10 protein-coding genes, 1 pseudogene and 1 riboswitch are annotated in these 13,618 nt (G+C 69.7%); of the genes and pseudogenes, 2 read left to right on the top strand and 9 right to left on the bottom strand.

Features of this window, described 5'->3' with window-relative positions; genetic code table 11:
* Window positions 1–1,322 (bottom strand): annotated as a pseudogene (locus AB0H87_RS19110) (glycoside hydrolase family 2 protein); the annotation flags it as partial.
* A 129-nt stretch (window positions 1,323–1,451) separates the two neighbouring features.
* Here AB0H87_RS19110 and AB0H87_RS19115 point away from each other — a divergent pair.
* Window positions 1,452–2,477: a LacI family DNA-binding transcriptional regulator gene (locus tag AB0H87_RS19115; protein WP_360146860.1), complete on the top strand. Its 1,026-nt coding sequence runs from the start codon at window positions 1,452–1,454 to the stop codon at window positions 2,475–2,477.
* On the opposite strand, the gene AB0H87_RS19120 is transcribed toward AB0H87_RS19115, so the two are convergent.
* The 5 genes from AB0H87_RS19120 to AB0H87_RS19140 are packed head-to-tail and all read right to left on the bottom strand — an operon-like array spanning window position 2,470 to window position 7,854.
* A complete protein-coding gene (locus AB0H87_RS19120) occupies window positions 2,470–3,264 on the bottom strand; it encodes an ATP-binding cassette domain-containing protein (protein ID WP_360146863.1) in 795 nt (264 codons plus the stop codon). The two genes, AB0H87_RS19115 and AB0H87_RS19120, sit on opposite strands and share 8 nt — an antisense overlap.
* Before the next feature lie 19 nt (window positions 3,265–3,283).
* Window positions 3,284–4,237, bottom strand: a complete 954-nt coding sequence (locus AB0H87_RS19125; RefSeq protein WP_360146866.1) for an ABC transporter ATP-binding protein — start codon at window positions 4,235–4,237, stop codon at window positions 3,284–3,286.
* 1 nt (window position 4,238) lies between these two features.
* A complete protein-coding gene (locus AB0H87_RS19130) occupies window positions 4,239–5,153 on the bottom strand; it encodes an ABC transporter permease (RefSeq protein WP_360146869.1) in 915 nt (304 codons plus the stop codon).
* Window positions 5,150–6,142 carry an ABC transporter permease gene (locus tag AB0H87_RS19135; RefSeq protein ID WP_360146872.1) on the bottom strand — a complete coding sequence of 331 codons (993 nt, stop codon included), beginning with the start codon at window positions 6,140–6,142 and terminating at the stop codon, window positions 5,150–5,152. The genes AB0H87_RS19130 and AB0H87_RS19135 overlap by 4 nt, the downstream gene beginning before the upstream one ends.
* Window positions 6,142–7,854: an ABC transporter substrate-binding protein gene (locus AB0H87_RS19140; protein WP_360146875.1), complete on the bottom strand. Its 1,713-nt coding sequence runs from the start codon at window positions 7,852–7,854 to the stop codon at window positions 6,142–6,144. Before AB0H87_RS19140 ends, AB0H87_RS19135 begins: the two co-directional genes overlap by 1 nt.
* Before the next feature lie 255 nt (window positions 7,855–8,109).
* Window positions 8,110–8,198, top strand: a riboswitch (ZMP/ZTP riboswitch).
* Between the two features lie 24 nt (window positions 8,199–8,222).
* Between AB0H87_RS19140 and glyA the strand changes: the two genes are divergently transcribed.
* Complete coding sequence (gene glyA / locus AB0H87_RS19145) at window positions 8,223–9,491, top strand: serine hydroxymethyltransferase (RefSeq protein ID WP_360146878.1); 1,269 nt, start codon at window positions 8,223–8,225, stop codon at window positions 9,489–9,491.
* Between the two features lie 183 nt (window positions 9,492–9,674).
* Here the strand turns inward: glyA and AB0H87_RS19150 are convergent, their stop codons facing one another.
* From AB0H87_RS19150 to AB0H87_RS19160, 3 genes are all read right to left on the bottom strand, one after another.
* Window positions 9,675–11,231 carry a metallophosphoesterase gene (locus AB0H87_RS19150; RefSeq protein ID WP_360146908.1) on the bottom strand — a complete coding sequence of 519 codons (1,557 nt, stop codon included), beginning with the start codon at window positions 11,229–11,231 and terminating at the stop codon, window positions 9,675–9,677.
* Window positions 11,232–11,303: 72 nt separating this feature from the next.
* Window positions 11,304–12,539, bottom strand: a complete 1,236-nt coding sequence (locus AB0H87_RS19155) for a PQQ-dependent sugar dehydrogenase (protein ID WP_360146881.1) — start codon at window positions 12,537–12,539, stop codon at window positions 11,304–11,306.
* A gap of 39 nt (window positions 12,540–12,578) precedes the next feature.
* Window positions 12,579–12,971, bottom strand: a complete 393-nt coding sequence (locus AB0H87_RS19160; RefSeq protein WP_360146884.1) for a VOC family protein — start codon at window positions 12,969–12,971, stop codon at window positions 12,579–12,581.
* Window positions 12,972–13,618 lie beyond the last annotated feature (647 nt).

The raw sequence follows: 13,618 nt of genomic DNA on the forward strand, positions 1-13,618 counted from the left end.
CTACGAGGTGGCGCGGACCGGCGTGGTGCCGCCGATCGGGCCGGCGGAGCAGGCCCAGGCGCGCGCCGATCTGGCGTACTGGCAGGTCGACGCGGGTGGCTGGCCAGGCGCACCACCTGCTCGGCCGCCTCCGCCGCCACCTCGGTGGCGAACGGCTCCTCCTCCGGATAGGCGGCGCAGGCGAAGAGGAAGTCCTGGGTGACCATGAGGCCGTACTCGTCGGCCAGGTCGTAGAAGTCCTCGGACTCGTAGCGCCCGCCGCCCCAGACGCGGAGCAGGTTGACGTTGGCGTCGGTCGCCTGTCGTAGGCGTCCGCTCAGGCGGTCCCTGGTGATCCTGGTCGGGAAGACGTCGTCGGGGATCCAGTTGACGCCGCGCACGAAGATCGGCCGGTCGTTGACGACGACCGTGAACGGGGTGCCGTCGGCGTCCGGTGTCGTGTCGATGCGCACGTCGCGGAAGCCGATCCGGCGCTGCCAGGTGTCGAGGGTGGCGCCGGTGCGGTCGGTGAGCGTGACCTGGAGGTCGTAGCGGTGCTGGTCGCCGTGTCCGCGGGGCCACCAGCGCCGCGGGTTCGGCACCTCGACGGTCACGTGTGCCGTGTCGCCGGTGGTGGTGCTGCTGGCTTCCTGCCCGGCGATCGTGGCGGTCACGGTCAGGGGGCCGTCGGCGGCGCGGGCGAGGTCGGCGTGCACCTCGACCCGGCCGGTCGTCGCGTCGACCGTCACCAGTGGACGGACCTGGGCCAGCCGTGCCGTGTGCCACAGGTGGAGGTCGACGGGCTGCCAGACGCCGGCGGTGACCAGCGTGGGACCCCAGTCCCAGCCGAAGTTGCAGGCCATCTTGCGGATGAAGTTGAACGGTTCCGGGTAGGCGTTGGGCCGGTCGCCGAGGGTCTGCTGCCAGTGCCGCGCGTACTCCCCGGCGGGTTGGAAGGTGATCCGCAGCTCGTTGGTGCCGGGTCGGAGGCCGTCGCGCACGTCGAACCGGTAGGACCGGTGCATGTTGGCCGTGCTGCCGAGCGGAACGCCGTTGAGCTCCAGGTCGGCGACGGTGTCGAGACCGGCGAAGACGAGGTCGACCCGGTCGTGGCCGCCGCCTCCGCGCCAGTCGAACCGGGCCGTGTACTGCCAGCCGGTGCGACCGATCCACTGGACCTCGGTCTCGTTGCGGTCCTGGAACGGGTCGGGGATCAGCCCGGCGGCGAGCAGGTCGGTGTGCACACAGCCGGGCACGGTCGCGGGAACCGACCCGACGTCGACGGGGACCTCGTGGCCGGCGACAGGCGTGAGCGTCCAGCCGGCATTGAGTGGATTCCGCATGGGTCCTCGACTCTCCGCCGATGCGACTGCTGAACCGGATAAGTTGAATCGACGGTACGATGACCGCGGGAATGCTGTCAACGCGGTGGTAGCTTGCCCTCGGCATCCATTTCCCGGCGGGAGGCAGGGGTGAAGCGTCCGACGATCGCCGACATCGCACAGCGCGCGGGCGTCTCGAAGGGCGCGGTGTCCTACGCGTTGAACGGCCAGCGCGGCGTCTCGGAGGCCACCCGCCGCCGCATCCTCGCGATAGCCGAGGAGATCGGCTGGAACCCGCACAGCGCCGCCCGTGCCCTGTCCGGGGCGGCGGCGGAGACGATCGGCCTGGCGTTGCGCCGGCCGGCCCGGGTGCTGGGCTTCGAGCCGTTCTACATGGAGCTCATCAGTGGGGTCGAGGCCGAGCTCTCGGCCCGCTCGCAGGCGCTGATGCTCCAGATCGTGCCGGACGCGGACGCCGAGATCGACGTCTACCGCCGCTGGTGGGGCGAGCGCCGGGTGGACGGCGTCCTGATCTGCGACCTGCGGGTCTCGGACCCGCGCATCCCGGTGGTGACGGACCTGCACCTACCGGCGATCGTGGTCGGCGGCCCCGAGGGCGTGGGCGAGGTCCCCAACGTCTGGAGCGACGACGCGACGGCGCTGGTCGAGACCGTGGAATACCTGGCGGCGCTGGGGCATCGCCGGATCGCCCGGGTGGCGGGGTTGCCGGACCTGTGGCACACCCGCGTGCGGGCGGGCGCCTTCGAGGGTGCGTGTGAGCGCCTGGACGTGCGGTGGTCGCCGACGATCGGCACGGACTACTCGGGTGAGGAAGGCGCCCGGGCGACCCGCCGCCTCCTCAGCGGCGAGACGCGCCCGACGGCGGTGATCTACGACAACGACGTGATGGCGGTGGCCGGGCTGGGCGTGGCGCAGGAGATGGGGCTGACCGTGCCGGGCGATCTCTCCATCGTGGCGTTCGACGACTCGCCGTTGTGCCGGCTGGTCCATCCGGCGCTGACGGCGTTGACCCGCGACATCCCGGCCTTCGGCGCGCTCGCGGCGCGCCAGCTCCTGACCGCGATCTCGGGGCAGCCGGTCGGGTCGGTCGAGGACACGACCGCGAAGCTGGTACCGCGGGCCAGCACGGCACCGCCACGTGCGCTGGTTACTTAACCGGTTCATTCCAGCGCGTGTGCAAATGTGGTACCGCGGCCAGGAGATTGCGCGTGTATTCGTGGCGCGGTTGGGCGAAAACCTCCTCGGTCGGTCCGGACTCGACGACCTCGCCGGCGCGCAGGATCACTGTCCGGTCGCTGATGTAGGTGCCCAGGGCCAGGTCGTGGGTGACGAACAGGACGCCGAGCCCCTTGGCCTTCAGCTCACCGAGCAGGTTGAGCACGTCGATCCGCGTCGAGGCGTCCAGCATGCTGATGATCTCGTCGGCCACCAGGAGCCGGATGTCGAGCAGCAGCGCCCGCGCGATCAGCATCCGCTGCAGCTGACCGCCGCTGAGCTGGTGCGGGTACTTGTGCAACACGTCGGCCGGCTCGAGCCGCACGCCTTCCAGCGCGTCCTCGACCCGTTGCCGCCACTGCGCGGCGGGCACCGAGGGGAAGAACCCGTCGCGCACGAGGGCGAACACCCGATCGGCCTTGAAGACGGGGTTGAACGTGCTGAACGGGTCCTGGAAGACGCCCTGCACCTGCCGGTGATAGCCACGCAGGGCCCGACCCCGCAGCCCGGCGACCGGCACGTCGTCGAACGTGATCCGGCCACGGGTCGGCGCCGCGAGCCCGAGCGCCATCCGGCCGATGGTGGTCTTCCCGCTGCCGCTCTCCCCGATCAGCGACACCACCTCACCGCGGGCGACCTCGAGCGACACGTCCCGCACCGCCGTCAGCTCGCGGGTGCCGAACGCCCCCAACCGATAGGTCTTCCACACCGCCTCGAACCTCAGCACCGCGACGCTCCCTGGATGATCATGAGCCGGCCTTCCAGCAGGCGACCCGGTGGTTCGTGGCCACCTCGACGAACGGTGGTTGTTCGGCGCACTTGTCGAACGCGAGCGGGCAGCGCGCCCGGAACCGGCAGCCCTGCGGTGGGTTGCGCAGACCCGGCGGGCGGCCGGGTATTCCCGTCAACCTGCGCTCGCTGAATCGGGCGCCGACTTCGGGCAGGGCGCCGATCAACAGTTGGGTGTACGGATGAAGCGGTTCCGTCACGACCACATCGGACGGTGCCTTCTCCGCCAGGCGGCCGGCGTACATCACCATGATCGTGTCGGCTATCTGGTACACCAGCGAGATGTCGTGCGTGACCACGAGCATGCTGCGCACGTAGCCGCGGTCGCGGAACTCGACCAGCGTCTCGGCCACCGCGCGCTGGGTCGATACGTCCAGCGCCGAGGTCACCTCGTCCGCCACGAGCAGCGCCGGGTCGCACAGCGTGGACAGGACCAGGACCACGCGTTGCTTCATGCCGCCGGACAGCTCGATCGGGTAGTTCTCCAGCACCCGCTCGGGCAGGCCCACCAACCTCAGGCGGCGGGTCAGCTCCGGGAGGGTGGCCGCGTACGAGATGCCGTGCGCCGCCAGGAGATCGGCGACCAGGCGGCCGATCCGGCGCGTCGGGTTCAGGGCGCTCATCGCGTACTGCGGGATCACCGACACGGACTTGAAGCGGAACCGGTTCATCGCGCGGTCGTCGGCGATCGGCAGCGACGCACCGTCGAGGGTGATCGAGCCGCCGACGTGCTTCATCCGGTTGTCGAGGCGGACCAGGCTCTTGCCCAATGTGGACTTCCCGCAGCCGGACTCGCCGACGACGCCCATGATCTCGCCGTCCGCGACCGAGAACGAGACCCCGTCGAGCGCCTTCACGTCGCCGCGCAGGGTGCGGTAGTGGACACGTAGGTCCTCGACCTCGAGTGTCACCTCACATCTCCCGCAGCTTGGGGTTGAAGACCTCGTCGAGGCCCACGTTCATCACGTAGAGCGCGCCGACGATCGCGGTTATCGCCGCGCCGGGCGGGACGAACCACCACCAGAGTCCTAGGTGGAGGGCGCTCCAGTGCACCGCGCTGTTCATCATCAACCCCAGCGAGACCACGTCCGTCGGGCCCAGGCCGATGAAGTCGAGCGTCGCTGCCATCAGCACCGCGCCGCCGAACAGCAGGATGAACGTCATGAACAGGTAGGAGCTCATGTTCGGCGCGATCTCCCGGCGGATCACCGCCAGCGGGCGCATCCCGCTCAACCGGGCCAGGTCGACGAACTCCCTCGACCGGATCGAGAACGTCTGCGCCCGCACGGCGCGGGCCACCCACGGCCACGAGAACAGCCCGATGAACAGTGCCTGCATCGGGACCGAGGTGATGCCGACGTACGCGTGCAGAATGATCAGCACCGCCAGCGCCGGCAGGACCAGGACGATGTTGGTCAGCATGTTGAGCAGCTCGTCGACCAGGCCGCCGCGGTACCCGGCGACGAAGCCGACCGTCATGCCGATCACCCCGGCCAGGCCGCCGCCCAGCAGACCGACCACGAACGTCGACCGGATCCCGTTGGCGAACTGCAGGAACACGTCCTGCCCGAAGGTCGTCGTGCCGAACCAGTAGTCCGCCGACGGCGGCGCGGACGGCGGGCCCACGTACTCGTTGGGCCCATGATCGGTGAACAACGGCGCCACCAGGCCGAGCAACAGGAACGCGAGGATCACGACCGAGCCGCCGACCACCTTCCTGTTGCGCAACGCGAAGTGCAGCACCTCGCGGCGGCGGCCGGCCAACGGCGCAGCCGGTTCGGCGAGGGCCGGCACACCGGGCGCCTCGACGTGCTCGGTGTCGGTCATGTCGCCCCCTGCATGCCGGTCCGGGTGCGCGGGTCCACCAGGACGTACACGATGTCGATCAGGAAGTTGGCGGCCAGCACGCCGATCACGATGAACAGGAAGACGCCCTGGAGCAGGAAGAAGTCCTGGTTCTGGATGGCCTGCAGGATCAGGTGGCCGAGGCCCGGGTACGCGAAGACGATCTCGGTCACCAGGGCACCGGCGACCAGCACGCCGAGTTGCAACGCGAGGCCGGACAGCTGCGGCAGCAGGGCGTTGCGGAACGCGTAGCGCCGGATCAGCCGGCGTGGGGCGCCGAGTGCCGCGAGGTAGTTCGCGTAGTCGGCCTCCAGCTCGTAGATGATCAGGTTTCGCATGCCGATCGCCCACCCGCCGAACGCCACCAGGAACAGCGACAGGAACGGCAGGAACCAGTGCTGGGCGAGGCTTCCGACGAACGCCCACGACCAGTTCGGGCGCATCTCGAAGCTGTAGCCACCGGCGACCGGGAAGAGCCCGGCGACGATGCCCAGGCCCCAGGCGAGCAGGATCCCCAACCACATGTACGGCGTGGCCGTCAGCGCGTACGAGACCGGCAGCGCGGTGTTGTCGAGCCACTTGCGGCGGGCCGCCAACGCGCCGACCTTGTTGCCGGCCCACCAGCTCAGCAGGATCGACGGCAGCAGCAGCGCCAGCGTGTAGGGAACCGCGTTGACGATGACGTCCGCCACCGGTGCGGGAAACAGCCACACGCTCACACCCATGTTGCCCTGGAACAGCTCGACCCAGTAGTTCAGGTACTGCTTCCACAGTGGAACGTCGAGCCCGAAGACGTTCTCGTAGTACGCCCGCATCGGCGCGATCGCCTCCGGGTTGGAGACCGACGTGCGGGTGAGCATCCGCAGAACCGGGTCCCCCGGCATGAACCGGGGGATCAACCAGTTCAGCGTCACCGCGACCACGAACGTCAGCACGTAGATCGCGAGCTTCCGGCCGAAGTACCGACCCATCAGCCGACCGGCTTCAGCTGGGTCAGCATCTTGATGCTGCCCATCTCCCACAGGTTGTTCCAGGTCGTCGGCAGGTCCTTGGGTGTGTCGGCGGCCGACGACGGCCAGTTGGTCCAATGTGTCGTGTTGTACTGCGACCACAGGCCGTTGTACCAGAGCGGGATCAGTGGCAGCTCGGTGAGCTGGATCTTCTCCAGCTGGGCCATCGTGGTCTTGAACTCCGGGGCGTCCTGCGGCGTGCGGGCCAGTTTCTGCACCAGGTCCCACGCCGCCTTGTTCTCGTAGCGCGCGAAGTTGGCGTTGAACTGCTGCGCCTGGATCGGCAGCTGGAAGACGTAGTTGAAGTAGTGCCACGGCGTGTTCGACAGCCCGGCCCAGTTGTTGAGCAGGAGGTCGAACTTGCCGGCGGTGCGGGCGTCGTCTAGCGCACCGGCGTCGGGGAACTCGGCCACCACGTTGATCCCGGCGGCCTGCGCGCCGGCGCTGATCACCCGGGCGGCCTCCATCCAGTCGGTCCAGCCGGCGGGCACGATCAGCGAGAGCTTGACCGCCTTACCGTCCTTGCCCTCGACGAACCCGTCCCGGTCGGTGTCCTTGTAACCGGCGTCCGCCAGCGTCTTCTTGGCCTTCGCGGTGTCGAAGCCGAAGCCGTTCTGGCTCACCACGGACTGGTCGACGAACTGGTCCCAGACGGGCAGCAAGCCGATCGGGTTGGCGGCGCGGACGATGTTGCCGTACACACCCTCGACGATCTTCTTGGTGTCGATCGAGCTGGCCAGCGCCCGCCGGAACGCGACGTCGTTCATCGGCGCCTTGGTGGTGTTGGGCACCAGCACCGCGGTGTTGGCGGAGAGCATGTAGGGCGGGTCCGGGAAGTACGTCTTGATCTTGAAGTCGCCCTTGACCAGGTTGGCGATGCCGGGCAGGAAGTTGTTGGACAGGTCCATGTTGCCCTGCAGCAGGAGGCCGAGCGCGACCTCGTTGCTGGAGTTGACGATGTCCACGATGTACGTCGGCTTGACGTCGAGGTTGAGCGCCTTGGTCGCCCACCAGTCGGCCTTCTTCTTCCACACCATGCGGTCCTGGTCGTGGGTCAGGTACTCGTAAGGCCCGGTGCCGACCGGCTTGTCGTTGGCGGTCGTGGTGATGTCGGCCTCGGAGCGCGACTCCCAGATGTGCTTGGGCACGATCGCGTTCTCGTAGAGCCAGTTCTCCCACTCCTGGATCCGCGGGTCGGAGAAGGTGAACTTCACGGTGCGCGGGTCGACGACGTCGACCGCGGAGAGCCAGGTCCAGAGGTTGCTGTACGGAACGGCCTTGATCTTGCCGAGCTCGACGGTGTACTTCACGTCGTCAGCGGTCAGCGGCTTGCCGTCACCCCAGTTGACGCCCTCGCGCAGGGTCAGCGTGTAGGTCTTGTCGGCCCACTCCCCCTTCTCGGCCAGCCAGGGGGTGAGCTCGGTCTTCTGCGGGTCGAACAGGAACAGCGGCTCGTACGCCAGCCCGACGGTGCCCATCGCGTACCCCGGGATGATCGGGTTCCAGCTGTTGGGCGGTCCCCACTGGGTGCCGCTGGTGTAGAGCGTCTGGTTGCGGGGGTAGGCACCGCCCCCGCCGCCGGGACCGGGCAGGCCGCCGGCGCCCGGTGTCGCCCCACCGTCGTCTCCGGTGCAACCGGTCACGCCCATCGCGAGTGCGAGCACGCCCGCCACCAGCCACCTAGACCGCCTATGCATTGCCGTCCTCCTCTAACTGGGAGCCGCCGACGTGCGATGTAAGGTAGATCACTTAACCGGGTAAGTAGACACACTGAAACATGGGTTCTGTGCGTCGTCAAGAGCGCTCTCATCGACGTCAGCCGGTTTTCCGATGCCCGCATGGGAGCGCGTCCACTTAACCGGTTGTTTTAGCAGTCTTCGATGCCCCGGCGCGCTCGCCCGGGAAGGGCGTCCGCTCGGCTAGCATTTCCGGGTACTCGCGACTGGCGCAGCGAGGTGGAACTGACCACCGGGGAGCGACCGCAGGCAACGCCGCACCGCGCGCCTGGGTGTGGTGTTCGTCCGATGCCTCAGGAGGCGCCGTGCACGTGCCATCGATTCCCCACCTGACCGCCGAAGATCCAGACCTGGCTCGGCTGGTCGAAGCCGAGGCGACCCGGCAGCACGACAAGCTGCGCATGATCGCGTCCGAGAACTACGTGTCCGAGGCGGTGCTCGAGGCCAGCTCCACGGTGCTGACCAACAAGTACAGCGAGGGCTACGCGGGCAAGCGCTACTACGAGGGCCAGCAGCTGATCGACCCGATCGAGACGCTGGCCGTCGACCGGGCGAAGAGCCTGTTCGGCGTCGACCACGCCAACGTCCAGCCGTACTCCGGCTCCCCCGCCAACCTCGCCGTCTACCTCGCGTTCCTGCAGCCGGGCGACACGGTGATGGGCATGTCGCTGCCGATGGGCGGTCACCTGACGCACGGCTGGTCGGTGTCGGCGACGGGCAAGTGGTTCAACCCGGTCCGCTACGCGGTCGACCGGGAGACCGGACGGATCGACCTCGACGAGGTACGCGACCTCGCCCGCACCTCGCGTCCGAAGGTGATCTTCTGCGGCGGCACCGCGGTACCCCGAACCATTGACTTCCCGGGTTTCGCGGCCATCGCCCGTGAGGTCGGCGCCGTCCTGGTCGCCGACGTCGCACACATCGCCGGCCTGATCGCGGGCGGCGCCCACCCGTCGCCGGTCGGCCACGCCGACGTGATCACCACGACGACACACAAGACCCTCCGCGGCCCACGCGGCGCCATGATCATGACGACCGCGGAACACGCGACGGCGATCGACAAGGCCGTCTTCCCGGGCCTGCAGGGCGGCCCGCACAACCACACGACCGCGGCCATCGCGGTGGCGCTGCGGGAGGCGTCGACGGCGGAGTTCCGGCGGTACGCACACCAGGTCGTCGCGAACGCGGCGGCCCTCGCGTCGGCGCTGACGGAGCGGGGCTTCACGCTGATCTCCGGCGGCACCGACAACCACCTGATCCTGGCCGACCTGACCGGCAAGGGCATCGCGGGCAAGCCGGCCGCGAAGGCACTCGACCGGGCGGGCATCGAGCTCAACTACAACACGGTGCCGTTCGACCCGCGCAAGCCGTTCGACCCGTCCGGCATCCGCCTGGGCACGCCGGCACTGACGACGCGGGGGCTGACGGAGGAGCACATGCCACAGGTGGCCGCGTGGATGGACGAGGCGGTTACGGCGGCGCTCAAGGACGACGAGCCAACCATCGACCGGATCGCGGGCGAGGTCCGCGATCTGCTGGCCGGCTTCCCGATGCCGGGCTACCGCGCGGCGTAGGTGCTGCGGCAGGTTGGGCGGCAGGCCGCCGCCCAACCTGCCGGACGCTCCGGTCCGAGGCCGACGGCCTAGCCGTCATCCGCCACAACGGGGACGGAACCGGATGACACGGGCCGCAAGTCGCCGCCGCGATCACTGTGCTGTGCCCACCCTTGAGGCCCACCGCGCGGCAGCAACGGCGAATCAGTCTCCCGGCGGTGCCGAAGAGGTCGCGGTCGGCGTCGGTGTCGGCGTCGGCGTCGCGTTCGTCCGGGCGGGCGTAGGCGTGATCGGCGAGCCGGGCTGCGATCGCCCGACCACCGTCCGGTTGAGCGTCACCTGAGCCTGCCCGGTCCCACCGAGCTGGATGTCGTCGTACGCCTGCAGCGCCTTGGTGTCGTCGAAGTACAGCACCGACATCTGCAGCGGCGTCGGCTCCTCGCCCTCCAACCCGCGCAGCCCGGCGCCGCCAGTCGAGCCTTCGACCAGGACCCGGCTCGGCGTCTTGATGCCCGGCCCCGGCGGCAGTGATCGCACCTCGCGGTGGTGCAGGTGGCCGGCCAGGATCGTCGGGCAGACGCCGTTGAGGGCCGGCGCGGACTCCGGGTCGTGCACCAGGCAGACGTCGGCCGGCTTGCCGCTCGCGCGGATGGTCGCCGCCAGCTCGGCGCCGGCGTTGTAGACCTGCTCGATGACCTGCCGCGACCGCCCCGCGCCGGTCGGCGACGTCTCCTTGTCGGGCGTGAAGCGCGGGTCGCCGATGCCGGCGATGCGCAGGCCGGCGACGTCGACGACCCGGTTCTCGAGGACGAGCGCGCTGCGCTGGCGGCCCACCGCCGCGGCCGTCACGGACGAGTCGTGGTTGCCGCGGATGTAGACGTAGGGGACGCCGAGCAGGGAGATCGAACCGACGTACGTGGCCTCGGGCTCGGACCCCCAGTCGGTGATGTCGCCGGTGTCGATCACGGCGTCGATGTCGAACTGCTCGACCACAGTGCGGATCGTGGGCCAGGCGGACGGGTTCAGGTGCAGGTCGGAGACGTGCAGGATGCGGATGCCGCCGTCGACCTGGTCGTAGATCGGCAGCTTGTTGACCGTCGTGTAGATCCGGCTGACGTTGGCGACGATCGCCTTGAGCTGCTCGGCGTACTTGCCGTAGTCCTGTGCGATCCGCCGCGCGTCACCCACGATCGCGGGGGCGTTGACCAGCAGGCCCTCGTACCGCGGCTGCTCGATCGAGTCGGGTCGCAGCGTCCCGGCCGCGAGCCCGAACGTGCTCACGGTGACGAGCAGCGCGACACCGCCGCACCAGGCCGCGCGCCGGGTGCTCCGGAAGACCAGCAGGCCGATGACGACGGCGCCGAGGACGGAGACCGACACCGTGCGGAAGCCGAGGCGCAGGATGCCCTCCCGCAGGTCCTCGACCACCGTCTGGCTGGCCCGGGTGATGCCGGACGGGTCGCTGATCAGCGCCTGGGTGCGCTCCTGGTCGAGGGCGCCCAGCCGGACCGTCAGCCGCAGCGGGCCGTCGTGGCTGTTGATGTGCAGCGCGCCCAGCGGCGGCACGACGACCTCGGTCTCGCCGCTGGTCGCGGGCCGCACCGACATCTCGGCCTGGAACGGGCCGATGTCGGTCTGCGCCCGCGCGCCGAGCAGGACGCCGACGACGAGACCGGCCAGTGTGACGCCGAGGATCGAGAACAGCAGGCCGGTGCGCCGGCCGAACCTCGACCACGGCACCCGCCGGACAGCCGACCACAGCCGGGCACGCCGCCCCGGCTTGGTCTCGCCCTCCTCAGTCACGTGATCCATCTTTACCCGCCGGCCGCACGGTCAACTCTTTCCCGCGCCGCCGTCCGAGAACACGAGCCGGAGGATGCGGTCGTCGTCGGGCTTGGGCTCACCGCGCCCATCTTTGTTGGAGGTGCTGACCCAGAGCGACCCGTCGGGCGCGACGGCTGCGGCGCGTAGTCGGCCGTATTCACCCTGTAGCAGCGGCCGTGGCGCACCGAGGATCGTCCCCGAGTCGGTCAGCTCCATGGCCCATAGTCGCTCGCCCCGCAGGCACGCCGCGACCAGCACCCGGTCGATGATCGCCGCACCGGAGCAGGAGGACTCGCCGGTCGGCCAGGTGACGAGCGGGTCGACGAACTTGGCCTGGCCGCCGTCTTCGGCCTTGCCCTCGACCGTCGGCCAGCCGTAGTTCTTGCCCGGCTGGATCTGGTTGATCTCGTCCCAGGTGTTCTGCCCGAACTCGGTGGCCCAGAGCCGCTTGCCGGCGTCCCAGGCGATGCCCTGGACGTTGCGGTGACCCAATGAGTAAACCAGCGAGTTGGGGAAGGGGTTGCCGGGCGCCGGCTTGCCGTCGGCCGTCATCCGCAGGATCTTGCCGCCGAGGCTGGCCCTGTCCTGCGCGAGCCCGCGCTCGGAGGCGTCGCCGGTGGTCGCGTAGAGGAAACCGTCGGGCCCGAACGCCAGCCGCCCGCCGTTGTGGATCCCCGACAGCGGGATGCCGGTGACGATCGGCTTCGGCTGCTGGCCGAGGACGAGCTTGGCGACCCGGTTGTCCTCGGTGGTCGAGTAATAGACGAAGACCGTTTTGTCGGACGCGTATTTCGGCGACACCGCGATGCCCATCAGCCCGCCCTCACCCTGCGCGTCGACCTGTTCGAGGGTCTGCACGGGGGTGACCTTGAGCCCGTTGGTGTCGGACTCGGGGCCCACGCGGAGGATGCGAGCGGTGTCGCGCTCAGTCACCAGCGCGGCACCGTCAGGTAGGAACGCGATGCCCCACGGCACCTCGAGCCCCTTGGCGACAACCGAGACCGCCACCGACTGGTCGAGCCCGCCACCGCGCGAGGCCGACGGATCCGCCGACGGCGTCGGCAGGTTGGGCGGCTTGCCCGCCGCGTTGGGCTCGGGCGGCCCGAACGAGCAACCACCAACCGCGAACACCAGCGCAGCAGCGACGAGGCCGGCCACGAGGCCGCGGCGTCGCCGTCGTCGGAGGGAGGGATGGTGGGTCACGCGGGAAAGCCTAGCGGGGCAGTCTGACAAGACGGTGTGCATGCAACAACGAAGCCCCGCCGCGCCGGCGCGGTTCCGGCGTCAGACCTCGACGATCGGCTCGGACACGATCCAGAGATGCCCGAAGGGGTCGGCGAGCCGCCCGTCCTTCATGCCGTAACCATGATCGGCAACCGGAAAGACAACCGTCGCACCGGCGTCGACCAGCGCTTTCGCCGCCGCGTCGGCATCGACGACACCCAGGTGCATGATCACGGGCGTCCCACCGAGCGTGGTCGGCGCGGGGTCACCGTCGCCCTCGTCCTTGAGATGGATCCGCGAGCTGCCGATGGTGAGTTCGGTGTGGACGATGCGCCCGCTGTCGTCGGTGTAGCGCTTGCCCTCGACAGCGCCGAGCGCCCGCTCATAGAACGCGACAGCGCCGGCTCCGTCAGCGACAACCAGGCGCGGGATCAGTTCGGTCACGAGTTCCATGCACCCATCGTCACCCTCGACACCGCCCGCCGTATTGGAAGAAACGCCCGATCGGAAGATCTGGTCCCGGGTCCGCGGTGGGCACGACCGCCGCTCCCGCCGGACACCGCTCCGCTGCCAGGCCCGCGGCTGGCCAAGGTCACTGCAACCGCCAGAACGCGCCACCAAACCGCACGGGCGGTCGCGACCTTAGGAAGGTGCGCTTCGGTGGTCACGACAGACCTTCCCGCCGCCCCTCGGAGCCGCCGGAAAGCAGCGCCGCCGCCGAGCCGACGGCGTGCCGCTCAGCGGCACGCCTGCCGACCCGGGGCCAAAACAGAATTAGCGGTTGAGCTCGGCGCCGCAACACGTGCCGCGTCCTCGGCGAGACACCCGGTCCAGCCGCATGCTGCGGCGGCAGCCAAGCGCACGGTCCGCGACGGCCCAAGCCACACAGCCGGGCAACCCGCATCGCACGCCGGCGCACCCAGGCACGGAAGCGGCGCACGTGGCGCGTTCTCGGCGAAACACCCGCTCCAGCCCCCGTGCCGGGGCGGCAGCCAAGCACGCGATCCGCGACGGCCCAAGCCACACAGCCGGGCAACCCGCATCGCACGCCGGCGCACCCAGGCACGGAAGCGGCGCACGTGGCGCGTTCTCGGCGAAAC

This window comes from Asanoa sp. NPDC050611 (genome assembly GCF_040654855.1).
Classification (GTDB): domain Bacteria; phylum Actinomycetota; class Actinomycetes; order Mycobacteriales; family Micromonosporaceae; genus Asanoa.

Excerpts from the sequence above, each read along its gene's own strand:
- AB0H87_RS19160 (WP_360146884.1), bottom strand. The coding sequence starts at position 12,971 with ATGGAACTCGTGACCGAACTGATCCCGCGCCTGGTTGTCGCTGACGGA.
- AB0H87_RS19155 (WP_360146881.1), bottom strand. The coding sequence starts at position 12,539 with ATGCACACCGTCTTGTCAGACTGCCCCGCTAGGCTTTCCCGCGTGACC.
- AB0H87_RS19130 (WP_360146869.1), bottom strand. The coding sequence starts at position 5,153 with ATGACCGACACCGAGCACGTCGAGGCGCCCGGTGTGCCGGCCCTCGCC.
- AB0H87_RS19135 (WP_360146872.1), bottom strand. The coding sequence starts at position 6,142 with ATGGGTCGGTACTTCGGCCGGAAGCTCGCGATCTACGTGCTGACGTTC.